The following is a 15,213-nucleotide window of genomic DNA, read 5'->3' as shown; positions in this document are numbered from 1 at the left end:
ATGGCGATGACGAACGTTAGCGAGTTTGCGAGCAACATCCGCGCCGCGCGCGCCAGGGCTGATCTCTCTCAGAACGAGGTCGCTGAGCGAATCGGCGTGAATATCGGGACTCTTGTCCGCTACGAATCCGGAGACATGACCCCGGGTGCCGACAAGATCGTCGCTTTGGCAGCAGCCCTTGGCTGCACGCCCAACGACCTGTGTGGGTGGGGACGATGAGCGCCGGCGCCCTAGCGGTGTGGGCGTCATTCGCGCTCGCCATCACGCTGAACGTGGCGGCCGCGCTTCTGGCCGAGCCGTACAGGGGGACGGCGCTTCTCGGCGCGTTCTTCTTCGTGGGCCTCGGCTGGGCGCTGTGGCTGTTCCTGGAATCCGACTAGAGGGGAGGTACCGACATGAATGAGATTCAGAGCTTCACCAACGACCAGTTCGGCACCGTCCGCGCCGTGCGCGGCGAGGACGGCGAGCCGATGTTCGTGGCTGGTGACGTGGCCAAGATTCTCGGCTACCGCATGGCGAGCGACATGACCCGCCGCCTCGAGGAGGACGAGAAGGGTACGCGCTCAGTGCGTACCCCAGGAGGAGAGCAGCAGATGGCCGTCATCACCGAGCCGGGCCTGTACTCCGCGATTCTCGGCTCCCGCGTCCCCGAGGCCAAGGCCTTCAAGCGCTGGGTTACCCACGAGGTGCTGCCCGCGCTCAGGCGCGACGGCGGCTACATGGTCGCCCGCGACGACGAGACGCCCGAGGAGACCATGGCGCGCGCGGTGCTCCTCGCACGGCAGACCATCGACCGCCAGCGCGACCGCATCGCGGAGCTGGAGCCGAAGGCCCTGTTCGCGGACGCGGTGGCCGCGAGCGACGGCACTTGCCTCGTGGGCGAGCTCGCGAAGATGATGCGCCAGAACGGGGTCGACGTCGGGCAAAACCGCCTCTTCGCAATGTTGCGCGAGGACGGCTACCTGGGCAACGTAGGGCAGAACCGCAACGTGCCCACCCAGCGCGCGATGGACCTCGGCCTGTTCCGCATCAAGGAGACCGCGGTCACCCACTCCGACGGCCACGTGACTATCAACCGGACCCCGAAGGTCACGGGCAAGGGCCAGGTCTATTTCGCTAAGCGCTACGGCGCTTAGCACAACCCTTTGCACAACCAAGCACTGCAATGCCCTCTTTCGAGGGGGCCGGGCGAAGCCTTGCGCTTCGAGCACCTTGACAACTGAATGGCGCGCCGCCCTCGCCGAAAAGGACGGGAACAAACGCGGATGACGGGCGATGCGGCGGCCGGGAAGGAGCCGCGTATGGGTGAAGATTTCTCCGCCAACCGGCGCGCGGTCGTCGACAGCCTCACGGGGTGCGTCGAGCACCTCGCATCACTTGTCAAGGAGGGCAAGGCGGAGTACGACGAGATGGCGCTTCTCGCCGAGCTCGCCTCGACCCTCCTCAGGAGCATCTAGGGCAAGGGTTTACCTTCCCTGCAGCTCAACGATCTTCTCGTACATTGCGTCCAGGAACTTAGCGGCCTGCCCGGGGTGGAGCATGTCGTCGTTGTTTCCGGTGGGGCTTTCGAGCGCGGAGCGGGTCAGCTCGATCGCCTTCTCGATTGCCCAGTTCTTCTTTTCGTCCATTGGATCACCTCCCCTCCGGGGAGATATTAGGCCGCCGCACCGGCCGTCATCCACGTCTTTGACCGAGAGCCCCCTGCGGGGGAGCGCGGGTGTGCCCCGGGCGGCCTCACCGCCGCCGAAGTTCCTTTCTCCTGCGACTCAGACCATGCACCCCACAGCACCACCCGCACCACGGCTAGGGACGAAACGGGAGCCGGAGGGTTCATAGACCCCTCGCCCGTGCCCGCGCCTCCCGCAGGGGGCTCTCGGAAAACGTGAGCGCACCACGCCGCCAGCCGGGGCGTTTCCCCTGCCCGCAGGTGCTTTTGTCCACCGTCGCGGCCGGCGGCGCGGTGCGCTCATGGAACTGCCGGGATGCGTCCCGGACAACCGCAACAAAAAAGGCCCCTTCCCGTCCAGCCAGACGAGGAGGGGCTCGACCTAAGGAGGACCGCATGCTGACCGACAACGACGCGCTGGACGCCTTCTGCGAGGCCGCCGGCGAGACTATGCGCGCGAGCTACACCGTCCGTGAGCTGTCGACGCTCACCGGCGTGGACGTGCACGGGCTCTACAAGGACATCGGCGCCGGCAGGCTCAGGACCTACATGCCTGCCGGCAACACCCGGGGCAGGCGCGTCCTGGCCTCGGAGGCCGACGCCTGGATCAAGGAGTACTGGCGCTCGTGCACCCCTGTCGCCGACGGGGAGGAGAAGTGAGCGCCGCTATCTGGAGAATCGCCGGCGCGCTGGACCGCGCACTGTGCTGGCTGATCTTCGAGTGGAAGCCGCCCATGTGGTTCGCCGTCGCGTGGTTCGTCCTCTCGCTGGCCGTCATCGGCCACTGGGACGTGATGTGAAGTGACCGCGCGGGAGATGGCGGAGGCCTGCGGGCTGCGAGCGCGGCAGGCGCGTCACGGTCGAGGCCGTCGACGACTGGCTGGATTCGAACGAGAGATAGGAGTGGAGGAAGAGATGGGAAGCGTGCCTGCACAGGCGGAAGAGGCGGGCGGCGAGGGGGCGGCCCGCGAGAGGCCGCGCGGCGTGATGACGCTCGACGAGCTTATGGCCTACGCCGAGGAGACGGGCGACCCGCTGGCCCGCCGGACGGTGCCCGGCGTCCGCTACACCTACGTGCTCGACCAGGACGAGGGGGCCGAGAGCCCCAAGGACGGGCACCGCTACGTCCCGCCGCGCTCCATCGCGGTCGAGGGCGAGAGGGGCAGGGTCGAGGACGCCGCCCGGGGCGTCGCCTGGATGCTCAGGCGGCTCGGGTGGACCTCGCGGATGATCGTGGAGGGCTGCGTCCTCAGGGACGCGCCCGCGCGGAAGGGGGATTGACATGGGCTTTGGAATCAACCGCGTCGTCGTGAGCGGGCGGCTCTGCAAGGACCCGGAGCTGAGGGCGACCCGCTCCGGCCTGGACGTGATGACCGTGCGCCTGGCCACCGAGGACAGGAAGAGGGGCGCCGACGGCGCGTGGGTGGACGACGCGAGCTACCTCGACGTGGTCTCGTTCGGCGGGGTGGCCGCGGCCGCGGCGCGGCAGCTCTCGAAGGGCTCGCGCGCGGTGTTCGGCGGCAGGGTCAGGCAGCGGACGTGGGAGGACGAGGCGGGGACCCGGCACTACCGCGTCGAGATCGTCGCGGACGACGTCGTCGTGTGCGGGGAGCGGGCGAAGGCGGCGGGCGCGGCGCCCTCCCAGCCTCCCGTGGCCGCGGCGCCAGTGGCGGCGGCACCCGTCGCGCCGGCTGACGTCTACGACGAGGACATCCCGTTTTGACGCCGCCGGAGAAGCCGCCGCTGAGGCCCTGCGAGTGCTCGAGGTGCCGCCATTGCTGGGCCGCGGCGATGGTGTGCACGAGGCGGCTCTTGCCGAGGGCGCCCGGCGAGAAGCGGTCCGGGTGCCTGTACTACGAGGAGCGGGAGAAGCTGGAGAGGAGGGCATAGGTGTCTCGCCGCGGAATCAGGTGGTGCAAGCTCGACCTCGACATGCTGCGCGACCCCAAGGTGCAGCTCGTGCTGGACGAGGCCGGCGCCGAGGGCGTCGCCGTCTGGATCGCCGCCATCATCGAGATGTACACGGCGATAAACGACGGTCAGGTCTTCATCGGCGTCGACTCGCTCACCCGCAGGGTCGCCTGCGACCTGAATTTAGGCAAAATCCGGGCAAAAAAGCTCCTGAAAACGTGCGAGAAAGCGGGCCTTTTCGACCACGAGATGTGGGCCGAGGGAAGGGCGGCGAACGAGCGCGTCGCGGAGTTCTACGACCAGTACCTGCGGAAATGCGACAGGGCCGAGAAGGCTAGGGCCGCCAGGGACGCTTCTAATATCAAGCCTGATATCAAGCCGTAGATATTAGATAAGAGATATGAAATAAAAAACCCTCCCCCTTACTTGTGAGTAGGGAAACCGACCTTTCAACAATCCTTCGACAGGTTTTCAACATTTTGGGAGAACCATGAACGTTTTCACGAGGGTCAACGAGACGCTCTTCGAGCAGATAGCGCGCCTGGAGGGCGTCGACCAGGGCAACCCGGACGCCATGGAGCTGGAGATATCGCGCGCCAAGTCGATACGCGAGCTCGCGGGCGCCGTCATCGACAACAACCGCCTCATCCTCGAGGCCGCGAAGGCCGGGACCGCCTGCGGCGAGGCCGTCAGGATACCGAAGGGGATGCTGGACGCGTGACGGGCCCGGAGATGGGCGCTGCGCTGCCCGAGAGGGCGGTGCGCGCGGTCCGCTGGTCCCGCGAGCCAGAGAAGCAGGCGTGGATGGAGGCCCACGACCGCGGGCAGGAGGCCGCCCTCCTCTCCATGGAGTTCGAGTGGGCCTTCGGCTTCCCGCTCGCCGGCTCCCAGGTGAGCCTGTGGCGCTCGACGAACGGGCGGCAGGCACGCAGGTCCCACGGGGGCGGCAAGCCGCCCTCGCCGGTCGGCTCTGAGCGCGACACGGGCAAGGGCTACGTCCTCGTCAAGGTCGCCGAGCACCCCAGGGTGCCCCAGAGCAAGGACAACTGGCGGATGAAGCACGTGCTGGCCTACGAGAGGGCCCACGGGCCGGTGCCGGAGGGCTGCGTCGTGGTCTTCGCCGACCGGGACCACTCGAACTTCTCGCCGGAAAACCTCGTGGCCGTGCCGAGGTCGCTCCTCGGCCTGCTCAACGGGCCGGGGGCTCCGGAGTGGCGCGACGCCGAGACGCTGTCGGCGGCCGTCGCCGCCGTGAGCCTGGACCGGGCCATCGTCGCCGCCGAGGCGGCGGCGTCGCGCCGGTGCGGGGTCTGCGGGCGGCTCTTCGTCCCGCCGGCGAGGGAGGACAACGCCTCGTGCTGCCGCAGGGCGCAGACCTGCCCCGACTGCCTGGCGGCTGGGAGGAAGTCGAAGGGCAGGAAGACCGTGAAGTTCACCGCGCGCTGCGCCGTGTGCGGCCGCGAGTTCGAGGCCGAGCGCGCCGGGCAGCGCCGGTGCCGGGAGTGCATCTCGCGGCTGCCCAAGTGGGGCGCGGAGGCGCAGGCGGCGTCGGAGGGGAGACTGCGATGAGGATAGGCCAGGACAAGCTGCCGCCGGCCATCGACCTGGGCCGGGCGGTGCCGGACGGCGGGATCTGCAGGCCGAGGGCCAAGGGCGAGCTGCGCGAGCCGGGCGACGAGGTGAGGCGCGAGGTCGTGGCGATGCTCCAGGCGTGCTCGGCGCCTGGGCGCAAGGGCTGCGAGACGCCCCTCGCGCAGGTCGTGACAGCGCTCGGGCCGTGGTGGAAGAGGAACCAGGACTCGACGCTCCCCGAGGTGCTCGCCGACCTCATCGCGCCGCGCGGCAGGGGCGCCCTGGCCGCGGAGGTCGCCGACAAGGTCGGAAGGCTCACGCGGGAGCGCGACGAGGCGGTGGCCGAGGCGGCGGAGCTGCGCGGGCGGGCCGAGCGCGCCGAGGCGGAGGCGGACGAGATGCGCAGGAGGCTGGCGAAGGTCGGGCTCCTGCTCAGAGACGGCGGGGAAGAGGGCGCGTGCTATGGCGAGTAGGTACGAGCGGAAGAGAATCGCCGATGATCTGCGGCTAACCGCCGCGGACAGCCTGGGCAGCGAGACCCTTCAAAAGGCGCTGGCGAGGGTCACCAGCGCCAAGGACACGAGCTGGCGTGGCGTGTTGAGGCGCCTGGCCGACCTCGTCGAGCCGCAACCTATCGACGGAAACACCTCAGACGGATACCACACATTCAATGAGCTTTACCATCACCGAGCCGTGTTGTTCTCCGTCATCGTCGAGAATTTCGCAGCCCGAGCGTGGAAATCCAAACTGCACGCAGATGGCACCATGTACGACGGGATGTTCATTGTCGGCATCGAGACTCCAGACGGGCAAGCGACGTACCACTACGACGTAGAGCCTTACTGGAATCTGTTCCGATGCAAGGAGGTTGACCGTGCGCCAGAGTGGGACGGGCACACGCCAGACCAAGCCATTGAGCGAATCGGCAAGCTGGTTGATTGTAAAACCGACCGCCCGACGTGCAGGAACGCGAGCAGATACCGGGACACCTTCGAGTGCGGCGAGTATGGCGAGCCGTTCAACATGCCGCTCATGCCGTCGTGCTCTCGGAACTGCGGGGCGGAGGTGGTCAAATGACCGACGCCAAGGAGACCGTCCATGACCCTGGCTGGTACACGTCGGGCGCCGTGGAGACCATCGCCAAGATCGAGGCCGTCATCGACGGGCTGCCAGCGCGCGAGGCCTTCCTGCTCGGGCAGATTCTCAGGTACGCCGACCGGGCCGGGGAGAAGGACGACCCGGCCATCGACCTGGGCAAGGCGAACAACTATGCGCACAGATTGATCACGGGCGATTGGAGGTGCGATGGCGGGCGCTAGCGTCTACCAAGGCAGGGACGGCGTCTGGCGTGCCAGGGTCATCTTCCCGGTCGACCCCGCCACCGGCCGCCGCGCACGCAAGGTCAAGGCCTTCCCCGGGGCGAGGGACGCCGAGGAGGCGCGTGCCATGGCGGATGCCTACGCCGCCGGCGCGTCCGGCGCGTCCATCCAGGGCGCGCTCGCGCGCTACGCCGAGGAGGTCGCCGAGAAGGGCGCCGCGGGCCGCGCCCCCAAGGCCAACACGGCGCACGACTACCTCGGGTACGCGCGGCGCCTGGGCGAGGTCTTCCCGGCCGTGCCCGCCTGCGAGGTGACGCCCGCCATGGTCTCGTCGGTCGAGTCGCGGCTCCTCTCGCGGGGGCTCTCGGCCACGACCGTCAACGGCTACCACCAGTTCATGAGCGGCGCCTTCTCGTGGATGGCCCGCCAGGGGTGGGTGCGCTCCAACCCGGCCGCGGACGCGATCCACCCGAGCGCCGGCAACCCGGACGCCTCCGGCAAGGCCCTCGACGAGGAGGAGCTGCACGCGCTCACCGCGCGACTGAGGGCCGACGAGCCGGAGGCCGGCGAATACGGCGAGTGGCAGTGCGCCATGACGGCGCTCGACCTCATCGCCTGCACGGGAATGCGCCTTGGCGAGGCCCTGGCCCTGCGCGTGCGGGACTTCCGCCCCCAGGTGCCCGACGTCTACGTCTGCGGCACCGTCTGCGAGCGCGGCGGCGTCTTCCGACAGCCCACGGCCAAGAGAGGGGAGGACAGGCGCCTGGCCGTCCCCTCCCGCATCGTCCCGGCCCTGCGCATCATGGCCGCCGGCAAGCTGCCGGACGACGCCCTCCTCTCGCCGGACGGGGCCATCATGCGGCCCGCCTCCGTGCGGGATGCCCTGGGCACGGCCTGCGCGGAGGCCGGCGTGCGCCACATCACGCCCCACGCGCTCAGGCACACGCACGCCACGCTCGCCCTCCAGCGCGGCTTCACCATCGCCGACGTTCGGGCCCGGCTCGGCCACGCGGACGTGAAGACCACGCTCGGCATCTACGGGCGCACGACGGCGGCGCGGGACAGGGGCATCGCGGAGTCCTTCGGCGGGTAACGTTGGCGCGCGGGCGGCGAGGACCACGGCAGGACCACGGCAGGCTTCCCGGCGCGGCGCCGACGGGGGAGCCTTCCCGCTGGTCGCGCGGCACGCCGCCATTCTTTGCGCCCGTTCCCGGTGCGGACAACGCCTAATTGTCCGATTTAAGGGGTATTGGTTAAGAGAGTTATGCAAGTTAGGTGTACGGCCGCCCTTCTCGCCGCGTTGCTTGGATGGACCGGCGACGCCTGCGCCCTGATGCATATACGCGCAGGTAGAATGTACAGGCGGGTGAGACGACGGCTGATTGGGGTCTTCTTGATGTCAGAGAGCGGCTACGCCAACGCGAGGGAGTTCTTCGAGGCGGCGCGCGAGGCGAGCATCGACGCGGACAGGATCTCGCGCAGGCTCGCGGAGATGGAGGCGTCCGAGGGCGTCCGCGCCCAGGGCTACGACGCCCAGGGCCGCGGCTCCAGCAGGGACGTCAACGGGATGAGGCGCACCGAGGCACGCATCGACTTCGAGCGCCGGGTGGAGGCGCGGCGCGAGGCCGACTACGACCTCATCGACTGCGCGACGTCGGTCATCTACGGGGACGGCCAGACCGGCATGGGCGGCATCGACGCCCTCATGGGCGGGGCCGCGGCCGACGTCATGTGGTGGCGCTTCTGCGCGGCCGCGACGTGGCCCGAGGTTTGCCGCGAGGCCGGCGTCACCGACAGGTGGGCGCGCCAGAAGGCCGAGCAGGCCATGGACATGTGCGACGCCTACGGCATGTGGGGGATGGTCCACGGGCTTGGCGTGGCGGAGGTGGGGTAAATACCTAAGTGCTAGTTAGTGGGCTGTGGTGCGCGCTTATCCGGCACGTAATATACTGACATCGTCCGGGACCCGAAAGGAGAGGTATGGAAAATGGATTCGACGCTAAAGAAGCTCCCGATTTGGCCGGGCCTCGACATGAGCAAGAGAGTTCAGCGAGCCGCGGACCTCACGAGGAAGAGCACGGATTCGATGGTCACCGTCATGGCATCGAGGATGATCAGGGAGGAATTTGCCCTCAAGGAGGAGCGGAAGCTAGCGATGCGATAGACGCTGTACTCGCGGATGCTTCTCCTGAAAAGCGAGCTGAGATCATTGCCGAGATAAGGGAGATGCGCTGGAAAGGCCTCCTCCCGCCGCCCGAGTCCTTCAATAAGTATCCTGATTGGGTTCAAAGGGAGATTGTGGAGCTGGCAAAGCAGGGTGCGGACAACACCAGCGCCATTATCGAGAGTTCAATTCGGCTCGACTCTGATCAGAGCAATCGACTCGATAAGCTCGTTGAAATCGAGCGAAGCCAAATGACGATTGCTCAGCTTGGCACAATTGCTGTCAATTTGGCGCTAGTCGTTGGCGCGTCTTTTGCTGCCGCTCGCGGACAGCAAGCGGCAGCCGCCGCCATGATTGGCGGCCTCGCAGCCGTTAACGTTGCAACTTTGACGGTTGGTAGATCAAGAAAGACCCGAAAAGGGGACTCCGAGCTGGTTCCAGACAAGTCAGAACAGGAATTGTCGGAAGAGTAAAACTGACCCCGCCGACGCAGGTCGGCGGGGTATTTTCTTGATAAGAAATATAGGGATTGCCCTTGCATATAGATATGGATTGCCCTATAATAATAAATGTCACGAGGGGAAGGGAGGTGGTCAAATTGCAAGACAAACTGTGGGACGTCCTCCTCGCGGTCTTCAGCGCCTGGCTCGGCGCTAAGTTCGCTACCCGCGAGGAGGACAAGAGGGCAAGGAAGCGCGGCAAGCACTTCAAGCCCTAGCTCATGGGGACCCGCCGGGCGGGCGGGTCCCTCTTCTCGAATCATAAGGAGCGGAAACCATGGTTGCAAGAAGAATCGCCATCTGCATCGTCTGCTTCGCCGCGGGCGCGTTCGGCGCGTGGCTGCACAACAGGGGAGGGAGGAGGTAATGGCTCTCACCGATGCGCAGAGGAGGGCGCAGGAGGCCTACCGCAAGAGGTCGGTCAAGCAGGTCGCGGTGAGGTTCTACCCTGCCGAGGCCGACATATGGGAATGGCTCTCGGGCAAGGAGAACAAGGCCGGCTATATCAAGGAGCTCGTCCGCGCCGACATGGAGCGCGAGCGGGCCGGCGCGTGAAAACCGTGCCGGGTCATGCCGTGTCGTGCCGGGTTGTGCCGGGACATGCCGGGCATTGGCGTGATACAACGTAGTCTGTGCGACACGCACGAGAGAATCCAAGCAAGGCCCTGGGGAGTCCCGGGGCCTTTCTCTTTGAGGAGGCGCGATGCTCCCGCTCCGCGTCATCGAGTCCATCGCCCTGCGCCACGACACCGTGATGAGCCGCGCGATGCTGCGCGCCCTGGGCGTGGTTGTCAGGCCCGAGGTCGGGACTGTGCCAAAGCCTTGTGCCAAGCGGGTGTGCGATGCCAGGTACGAGGGCATGCGCTGGTGCTTCGAGAACCACGGCTCGCCCTGCCGATGAGCACGCCCAGCCGCTACTCCAACGGGCACGCCCGCCGCGAGGTGAGGGCGTGGCTCAAGGCCCAGTGCCTGCCGTGCCACATCTGCGGCAGGCCCATCGACTACTCGCTGCCGGCGGGCGACCCGTGGAGCTTCGAGGTCGACGAGATCGTTCCGGTCTCCAAGGGCGGCTCGCCCATCGACCGCGGCAACGTTGCGCCCGCGCACCGCATCTGCAACGAGCGGCGCGGCAACAGGCCGCTGCGGAAGGTGGCGGCACCGACGACGGTGAAGGCAACCCGCCGCCTCGGGGGTGGGGGATGCGTCACTTCACGGCAATGGTAAGCGGGCTTCGGGTGGGGACGTACCCCTCCCCGGCCCGCGCGGCGTCCCCCCAGGCGTAGCGCCCATTTTGCGGAGGGCCCGAAACCGAGTCCACAGAAGGGGGTCCATGGAGTGTCCACGAAGTCCACAGGAAGGCGCGGAACGGCGTGGACCGCCAAGGAGCGGGAGTTCGTCAGGAACGCCTACCCGGCGCTCGGGCCTGCGGCGATAGCGAAGAAGCTCGGCCGCTCCCGCTCCGGCGTCTGCAAGCTCATCAAGGAGCTCAAGGAGTGCGGCGCCATCAAGTCCACGGAGGCGGCACACGCTAGCGGCCGCGTGGACCTCAGCCAGGCGCCTCCCCGGGACTTCGAGGACGGCAGGCAGGACACGCTCGGCCGGCTCCGGTGGGTCAGGTCAATCCTCGAGCGGCAGCTCTACGACGCGGAGCCGACGACGGCGGCGAGGCTCGCCAAGGAATACAGGGACACCCTTGAGGCAATCGACAGGCTCGAGCAGGACGGAGGCGGCGGCAATGACCTCATCGGGCAGTTCGCCGACGCCATCGCCGCGAAGCTCGGCTGAGCCGAGGCTATACCTCGCGCAGCCCTGGGAGAGGACCCTCGGCGACGTCGCCGCGGCCGCCGCCCCGTCGATGGGCTACGAGCTCATCGACTGGCAACGCGAATTCCTCTGCGACATGGGCGCCGTCGACGCCGCCGGCAAGTGGGTACACCCGCGCGTCGGCGAGTCGGTCCCGAGGCAGCAGGGCAAGAGCGTCGACCTTATCGTCTGGGTGTCGTTCCTCGCGGCCGTGATGGGCTACAAGGTCCTCTGGACCGAGCACAACTACTCGACGACGATGGAGATGCTCAAGCGCTTCCGCGAGATCTTCGGCAAGTACCCGGGCGACCGGGCGCTCGGCCGGCCGGGGTGGCGCGAGCAGCTCGCCGACGTCTGCTCGCAGACCAGCCAGGAGTGGATGTGCTTCCGCTCCGGCGGGGTCATCCAGTTCTCGACGAGGACGAAGTCCTCGCGCCTCGGCTTCTCCTTCGACGTCGTCGTGTACGACGAGGCGCAGGAGCTCGCCGGCGTGCACGTGCAGGTCATCAACCCGACCACGACGTCCGGCTCGAAGCACAACCTCCAGCTCATATATGCCGGCACCCCCACTCGCGCCGGGGTCCCCGCCGAGGTCTTCCGGAACGTGCGCTCGCAGGCGTGGCGCGGCGGCGACGAGGCCGCCGGCCTCATGTGGCTGGAGTACGGCGTCGCGGAGATCGGCGACATCTGGGACGAGTCCAGGTGGTGGGCGGTCATGCCGTCCCTCGGCCACCACGCCGACGCCCGTGCCATCCGCGCCGGCATGAAGGACATGGACGAGCTCGGCGCCGCCCAGGAGTACCTGGGCTACTGGCTGCCCGAGGCCACCGGCGGCGACCCGCCGCTCGTGACCGCCGAGCAGTGGGACGCCTGCGAGGTTCCGGCGGCCCCGCCGCCGTCTGAGGGCGAGAAGGTCGCCTACGGCGTCAAGTTCAGCGCGGACGGCTCGACCGTCGCGCTGTGCTGCGCGGTGCGCCCGCCCGAGGGCGGGGACCACATCGAGCTCAGGTTCCTCGAGCCGACTTCGCGCGGCGTCGGCTGGCTCGCCGAGTGGATATCCCAGCGAGCGGCAGGGGCGTGCTGCGCCGCCATCGACGGCCGCTCGGGCGCAGGCGCGCTCTGCGAGCGCCTCGAGCAGCTCCGCATGCCGAGGGGTTACGTCGTGCGCCCGACCGCGGACCAGGCGGTTAGCGCTGCTACCGCCATATACGAGGGAATCCAGACCCGCTCCGTCACGCACGTCGCCGACGAGGCGCTTGGGAGGTCGGCGACGACATCCGTCCGGCGCCGCATAGGACGCTCCGGAGGCTGGGGCTGGGGCGGCGACGACCCCGAGGCGATAGAGGCGGCCGGCCTCGCGCTTTGGGCGCTCTCGAACAGCAGAAGGAACCCGTCACGGAAGGGACGCGCAGGATGAGCGACGCCTCCGAGCTTATGAACGTGCACACGGCCCTGCTCGAATGGGCCGGCGACCCCGACATCGGCGAGATGGCTGCGGCCGACGCGCAGGACCTCCGGCAGTGCGTCATGGTCATGTCGGCCAACGAGGCGCGCAACGAGCGCCTCTACGAGATATACGAGGGCACCGTGCCCCTCGCGAAGGTGCCGACCATCGTGCCGGACCGCTACAAGGACCTGCGCATCGGGTGCCCGTGGCCGGAGGTCGCGGTGCAGTCCGTGGTGGAGCGCTCGCGTGTCTCCGGATTCGTCTTCGGTCCCGACGCCGACGGCGAGGATGAGGCGATGCGCGAGATCTCCGAGAGGTGCGACCTCGCGCTCGGCTACCAGGCCGCGCTCACCGACTCCCTCATCTCCGGCGTCTCCTTCGCCATCGTGGGCCGCGACGAGCTCGGCGCGTGCGTGCGCTGGCACACCTCGCGCTCCGCCGCCGGCGTCTGGGACTACGCGAACAACAGGCTCGCGTGCGGGTTCGCCATCGTCGACCGCGCCCGCCGCAGGGCGGTCACCGGCAACGAGGCCTCCGACACCGTCCCCTCGAAGGTCGACTTCTACACCCCGCGCGGGTGCTGGGAGATAACGAGGGGCGGCTCCACGCGCGCCTGGTCGGCCAGCTGGCTCCCCGACGTCATGGGGGAGCCGCGCATCGTCGCGCTCGTCTTCCGACCAGACGGCGAGCACCCGCTCGGCCGCTCCCGGTTCTCGGAGCCCATGCGCGCCTGCGTGCAGGAGTACATGGCCAACGCGCTCAACCTCCACGTGGCCTCGGAGTTCGCCGCCCTCGGCCAGAAGTGGGCCACAGGGCTCTCCGACGAGCAGTACGACGCGCTCGCGTCCGCGAAGTGGAAGTTCAGCGCGGACGCGGCGGTACTCGCCACCGAGAACCCGAACACCAACGCGGCGCCTCAGTTCGGCAACTTCACGCAGCAGTCGATGGAGCCGATCCTGTCGGTGAAGAGGTCACTCGCGACCGACTTCGCCGCGGCCGCGTCCATCCCCATCTCCGAGCTGCTCACGCAGGACAGCAACCCGACGAGCGCCGAGGCGCTCACCGCCGCCAAGGACAAGCTCATCGCGCTCGTCGAGTCGGTCAACGCCCGCAACTCGCGCACGCTGCGCAAGATCGCCCTCATGCTCATGGCCGTGGAGTCCGACTGCGGCATCGACGGCCTGACGGACGCGCAGAGGTCGGTGATGGTCCACATGCGCAGGCCGGAGACCATGAGCGCGGCGGCGGAGTCCGACGCCATCCTGAAGAAGTCCTCGGTCTTCCCGTTCCTCGCGACCTCCGACGTCGCCATCGAGGAGGCAGGCTTCACCGAGGAGCAGCAGGAGCGCCTGAAGTCCGAGCGCGACCGCTGGGAGTCATCGCAGCGCGTGGCGCAGGCCGCGCAGGCGTCCGGCCTCGACCTCTCCGGGACGTCCGCCGCATCCCGTCCGGCGGTGAGGCGGCGTGATAAGCGCCAGCCAGTGGGACGCCTACAACGCCGCCGTCGAGTCCATCCGCGAGGGCGCCAGGTCCTCGGTCGAGGGCGAGGTCGCGGCGTGGCTCGCGGCCAACCCCGACGCGACCGTGGCCGAGGCCCGCGAGGAGGCCAAGCGCATCATGCGCGGGGCCGTCCAGGACTACGACCGCTCCGCCGCGGCCCTCGCCGCCGAGTGGTACGACGCGCAGGGCAGGGCCAACGGGGCCAGGCTCGACCGCGCCGTCACCGCGCCCGCGTTCTCTGACGCGCAGGTGGACAGGGTGGCCCGCTACAAGGCGTCAAGGCTCGTGGAGGGCGACCCCTCCAGCTTCGCCGCGGGGTGCGGCTCCTTCGCCGCCGACTCGGCCATGCGGAGCCTGAACGACACGATCCTCAGGAACGTGCGCCGAGACCGTAAGAAGGGCGTGCGATACGCCCGAGTCACGAGCGGGCGCAAGACGTGCGCCTTCTGCCTCATGCTCGCGGGGCGAGGCGCGGTCTACTGGACCCGCGAGAGCGCGGGCGCACTCAACCGCTGGCACGACCACTGCACCTGCAAGGTGGTTCCCGGCTACTCGGGCGACCAGTACGAGGTGCTGGTCGATGGGCATGACCCGAAGAAAATCGAGTCGCGCCTGAAGGAGGTCGAGCGTCTGACGGGTGCCAAGCCCGGAACTCCCGAGTTCTCCCGCGAGGTGGAGATGCGCGACCCGGACTGGCTGTTCGGGGACGAGATAGAGGCCTCTTATGAGGGCTGGTCGGCAAGGGAGAAGCGCAAGCTTGCCGACCATGAGAAGCGCGAGCACAGTCTGCTCGCCAAAAGCGGTCTCAGGGCGTTTCCCATCCCAACCGACCGCTCGGCTCCCGCAAACATCGACCTTTGGATGAACGGGGAGTTCTGGGAGCTCAAGTCTGTCACTGGAGACGAGCGCCGCGTCGGGCAGCGGCTTGACGAGGCGGTCACCAAATGGGACAGGCTTCACGAGCTCGGCCTGTCACTCGACAGCACTCCAAAGATCATCGTCGACAATACGAATGGCAAGGCTGATGACGAGGCCGTCTTGAGGGTAATCGTCGCGAAGATGGCCCAACACGCAGACAAGGGGTTCGACGCGGCAATCCTGATGGGGAAAGACGGAACGATTGCCTTGGTAAAGAAGTGAGGCCCAAGCCCGGGAATCATCAACCGGGGGGGCCTCGTCTCGTATTCTACCCCAAACCGGGGCGTGGCGGAACAGGCAGACGCGCGTGCCCCAGGAGCACGTGGGCTTCGCCCGTGCGGGTTCGAGTCCCGCCGCCCCGACCGCTCGGGAATCAAGCTCCATCAGGGGCTTTTTGACACCGGAGGTGCCTC

General features: G+C 68.1%; 24 protein-coding genes and 1 tRNA gene. 24 read left to right on the top strand and 1 reads right to left on the bottom strand.

The genetic code is table 11. The features are described 5' to 3' along the window. The first annotated feature begins 6 nt into the window (after positions 1-6). The 4 genes from DXV50_RS04130 (at position 7) to DXV50_RS04120 (ending at position 1,457) form a co-directional block, all read left to right on the top strand. Positions 7-219 (top strand): helix-turn-helix domain-containing protein, encoded by a 213-nt coding sequence (locus tag DXV50_RS04130; RefSeq protein WP_232817453.1) that lies wholly within the window; start codon positions 7-9, stop codon positions 217-219. Then, positions 216-380 (top strand): hypothetical protein, encoded by a 165-nt coding sequence (locus DXV50_RS09555; RefSeq protein WP_232817452.1) that lies wholly within the window; start codon positions 216-218, stop codon positions 378-380. Before DXV50_RS04130 ends, DXV50_RS09555 begins: the two co-directional genes overlap by 4 nt. Positions 381-395: 15 nt before the next feature. Further along, positions 396-1,136: a phage antirepressor gene (locus tag DXV50_RS04125; protein ID WP_117204924.1), complete on the top strand. Its 741-nt coding sequence runs from the start codon at positions 396-398 to the stop codon at positions 1,134-1,136. A 165-nt stretch (positions 1,137-1,301) separates the two neighbouring features. Further along, positions 1,302-1,457, top strand: a complete 156-nt coding sequence (locus DXV50_RS04120) for a hypothetical protein (protein ID WP_157966962.1) — start codon at positions 1,302-1,304, stop codon at positions 1,455-1,457. Positions 1,458-1,466: 9 nt separating this feature from the next. Here the strand turns inward: DXV50_RS04120 and DXV50_RS09550 are convergent, their stop codons facing one another. Continuing rightward, on the bottom strand, positions 1,467-1,628 hold the full coding sequence (locus tag DXV50_RS09550; protein WP_157966961.1) for a hypothetical protein: 162 nt from the start codon (positions 1,626-1,628) through the stop codon (positions 1,467-1,469). Between the two features lie 434 nt (positions 1,629-2,062). On the opposite strand from DXV50_RS09550, the gene DXV50_RS04115 reads away from it, so the two are divergent. The 20 genes from DXV50_RS04115 (at position 2,063) to DXV50_RS04025 (ending at position 15,162) form a co-directional block, all read left to right on the top strand. Further along, positions 2,063-2,326, top strand: a complete 264-nt coding sequence (locus DXV50_RS04115; protein ID WP_117204922.1) for a MerR family transcriptional regulator — start codon at positions 2,063-2,065, stop codon at positions 2,324-2,326. After that, positions 2,323-2,466, top strand: a complete 144-nt coding sequence (locus tag DXV50_RS09545; RefSeq protein ID WP_157966960.1) for a hypothetical protein — start codon at positions 2,323-2,325, stop codon at positions 2,464-2,466. Before DXV50_RS04115 ends, DXV50_RS09545 begins: the two co-directional genes overlap by 4 nt. A gap of 115 nt (positions 2,467-2,581) precedes the next feature. Continuing rightward, positions 2,582-2,947, top strand: coding sequence for a hypothetical protein (locus tag DXV50_RS04110; RefSeq protein ID WP_147556678.1), 366 nt, complete (start codon positions 2,582-2,584; stop codon positions 2,945-2,947). Between the two features lies 1 nt (position 2,948). Continuing rightward, entirely contained in the window at positions 2,949-3,389 is a 441-nt protein-coding gene (locus DXV50_RS04105; protein WP_117204920.1) for a single-stranded DNA-binding protein, read from the top strand. 167 nt (positions 3,390-3,556) lie between these two features. Continuing rightward, the gene (locus tag DXV50_RS04100) at positions 3,557-3,961 is read left to right on the top strand and encodes a Lin1244/Lin1753 domain-containing protein (protein ID WP_117204919.1); all 405 of its coding nucleotides are present in this window, start codon (positions 3,557-3,559) and stop codon (positions 3,959-3,961) included. Positions 3,962-4,067: 106 nt separating this feature from the next. Next, positions 4,068-4,298 (top strand): hypothetical protein, encoded by a 231-nt coding sequence (locus DXV50_RS04095; protein WP_117204918.1) that lies wholly within the window; start codon positions 4,068-4,070, stop codon positions 4,296-4,298. Then, entirely contained in the window at positions 4,295-5,146 is an 852-nt protein-coding gene (locus DXV50_RS04090) for an HNH endonuclease signature motif containing protein (protein ID WP_117204917.1), read from the top strand. Before DXV50_RS04095 ends, DXV50_RS04090 begins: the two co-directional genes overlap by 4 nt. Then, on the top strand, positions 5,143-5,622 hold the full coding sequence (locus DXV50_RS04085; protein ID WP_117204916.1) for a hypothetical protein: 480 nt from the start codon (positions 5,143-5,145) through the stop codon (positions 5,620-5,622). Before DXV50_RS04090 ends, DXV50_RS04085 begins: the two co-directional genes overlap by 4 nt. Beyond that, a complete protein-coding gene (locus DXV50_RS09685; protein WP_198666403.1) occupies positions 5,612-6,226 on the top strand; it encodes a WDGH domain-containing protein in 615 nt (204 codons plus the stop codon). The genes DXV50_RS04085 and DXV50_RS09685 overlap by 11 nt, the downstream gene beginning before the upstream one ends. Further along, the gene (locus DXV50_RS04075) at positions 6,223-6,468 is read left to right on the top strand and encodes a DUF3310 domain-containing protein (RefSeq protein WP_117204915.1); all 246 of its coding nucleotides are present in this window, start codon (positions 6,223-6,225) and stop codon (positions 6,466-6,468) included. Before DXV50_RS09685 ends, DXV50_RS04075 begins: the two co-directional genes overlap by 4 nt. Then, a complete protein-coding gene (locus DXV50_RS04070; RefSeq protein WP_117204914.1) occupies positions 6,455-7,561 on the top strand; it encodes a tyrosine-type recombinase/integrase in 1,107 nt (368 codons plus the stop codon). Before DXV50_RS04075 ends, DXV50_RS04070 begins: the two co-directional genes overlap by 14 nt. A gap of 303 nt (positions 7,562-7,864) precedes the next feature. Beyond that, positions 7,865-8,362 (top strand): hypothetical protein, encoded by a 498-nt coding sequence (locus DXV50_RS04065; protein WP_117204913.1) that lies wholly within the window; start codon positions 7,865-7,867, stop codon positions 8,360-8,362. Between the two features lie 86 nt (positions 8,363-8,448). Next, on the top strand, positions 8,449-9,105 hold the full coding sequence (locus DXV50_RS09540) for a hypothetical protein (RefSeq protein ID WP_147556677.1): 657 nt from the start codon (positions 8,449-8,451) through the stop codon (positions 9,103-9,105). Between the two features lie 393 nt (positions 9,106-9,498). Then, positions 9,499-9,687, top strand: coding sequence for a hypothetical protein (locus DXV50_RS04055; RefSeq protein ID WP_117204911.1), 189 nt, complete (start codon positions 9,499-9,501; stop codon positions 9,685-9,687). 148 nt (positions 9,688-9,835) lie between these two features. Beyond that, positions 9,836-10,033 carry a hypothetical protein gene (locus DXV50_RS04050; protein WP_117204910.1) on the top strand — a complete coding sequence of 66 codons (198 nt, stop codon included), beginning with the start codon at positions 9,836-9,838 and terminating at the stop codon, positions 10,031-10,033. Beyond that, positions 10,000-10,356: an HNH endonuclease signature motif containing protein gene (locus DXV50_RS04045; protein ID WP_232817451.1), complete on the top strand. Its 357-nt coding sequence runs from the start codon at positions 10,000-10,002 to the stop codon at positions 10,354-10,356. Before DXV50_RS04050 ends, DXV50_RS04045 begins: the two co-directional genes overlap by 34 nt. A 111-nt stretch (positions 10,357-10,467) precedes the next feature. Next, the gene (locus tag DXV50_RS04040; RefSeq protein WP_117204908.1) at positions 10,468-10,917 is read left to right on the top strand and encodes a hypothetical protein; all 450 of its coding nucleotides are present in this window, start codon (positions 10,468-10,470) and stop codon (positions 10,915-10,917) included. After that, positions 10,868-12,352 (top strand): hypothetical protein, encoded by a 1,485-nt coding sequence (locus DXV50_RS04035; RefSeq protein ID WP_198666402.1) that lies wholly within the window; start codon positions 10,868-10,870, stop codon positions 12,350-12,352. The genes DXV50_RS04040 and DXV50_RS04035 overlap by 50 nt, the downstream gene beginning before the upstream one ends. 1,494 nt (positions 12,353-13,846) lie before the next feature. After that, on the top strand, positions 13,847-15,022 hold the full coding sequence (locus DXV50_RS10140; RefSeq protein WP_456299455.1) for a VG15 protein: 1,176 nt from the start codon (positions 13,847-13,849) through the stop codon (positions 15,020-15,022). Between the two features lie 57 nt (positions 15,023-15,079). After that, positions 15,080-15,162: transfer RNA gene (locus DXV50_RS04025), tRNA-Leu, on the top strand. Positions 15,163-15,213: the final 51 nt, after the last annotated feature.

This window comes from Paratractidigestivibacter faecalis (genome assembly GCF_003416765.1).
In the GTDB taxonomy this organism is placed as follows: Bacteria; Actinomycetota; Coriobacteriia; order Coriobacteriales; family Atopobiaceae; genus Paratractidigestivibacter; species Paratractidigestivibacter faecalis.
The sequence above is the reverse complement of the archived record's forward strand: the minus strand, read 5'-3'. Positions and strand labels throughout refer to the sequence as shown.

Coding starts and splice junctions, on each gene's coding strand:
- DXV50_RS04130 (WP_232817453.1), top strand. CDS start 7: ATGACGAACGTTAGCGAGTTTGCGAGCAACATCCGCGCCGCGCGCGCC.
- DXV50_RS09555 (WP_232817452.1), top strand. CDS start 216: ATGAGCGCCGGCGCCCTAGCGGTGTGGGCGTCATTCGCGCTCGCCATC.
- DXV50_RS04125 (WP_117204924.1), top strand. CDS start 396: ATGAATGAGATTCAGAGCTTCACCAACGACCAGTTCGGCACCGTCCGC.
- DXV50_RS04120 (WP_157966962.1), top strand. CDS start 1,302: ATGGGTGAAGATTTCTCCGCCAACCGGCGCGCGGTCGTCGACAGCCTC.
- DXV50_RS09550 (WP_157966961.1), bottom strand. CDS start 1,628: ATGGACGAAAAGAAGAACTGGGCAATCGAGAAGGCGATCGAGCTGACC.
- DXV50_RS04115 (WP_117204922.1), top strand. CDS start 2,063: ATGCTGACCGACAACGACGCGCTGGACGCCTTCTGCGAGGCCGCCGGC.
- DXV50_RS04110 (WP_147556678.1), top strand. CDS start 2,582: ATGGGAAGCGTGCCTGCACAGGCGGAAGAGGCGGGCGGCGAGGGGGCG.
- DXV50_RS04105 (WP_117204920.1), top strand. CDS start 2,949: ATGGGCTTTGGAATCAACCGCGTCGTCGTGAGCGGGCGGCTCTGCAAG.
- DXV50_RS04095 (WP_117204918.1), top strand. CDS start 4,068: ATGAACGTTTTCACGAGGGTCAACGAGACGCTCTTCGAGCAGATAGCG.
- DXV50_RS04085 (WP_117204916.1), top strand. CDS start 5,143: ATGAGGATAGGCCAGGACAAGCTGCCGCCGGCCATCGACCTGGGCCGG.
- DXV50_RS09685 (WP_198666403.1), top strand. CDS start 5,612: ATGGCGAGTAGGTACGAGCGGAAGAGAATCGCCGATGATCTGCGGCTA.
- DXV50_RS04075 (WP_117204915.1), top strand. CDS start 6,223: ATGACCGACGCCAAGGAGACCGTCCATGACCCTGGCTGGTACACGTCG.
- DXV50_RS04070 (WP_117204914.1), top strand. CDS start 6,455: ATGGCGGGCGCTAGCGTCTACCAAGGCAGGGACGGCGTCTGGCGTGCC.
- DXV50_RS04065 (WP_117204913.1), top strand. CDS start 7,865: ATGTCAGAGAGCGGCTACGCCAACGCGAGGGAGTTCTTCGAGGCGGCG.
- DXV50_RS09540 (WP_147556677.1), top strand. CDS start 8,449: ATGGAAAATGGATTCGACGCTAAAGAAGCTCCCGATTTGGCCGGGCCT.
- DXV50_RS04055 (WP_117204911.1), top strand. CDS start 9,499: ATGGCTCTCACCGATGCGCAGAGGAGGGCGCAGGAGGCCTACCGCAAG.
- DXV50_RS04050 (WP_117204910.1), top strand. CDS start 9,836: ATGCTCCCGCTCCGCGTCATCGAGTCCATCGCCCTGCGCCACGACACC.
- DXV50_RS04035 (WP_198666402.1), top strand. CDS start 10,868: ATGACCTCATCGGGCAGTTCGCCGACGCCATCGCCGCGAAGCTCGGCT.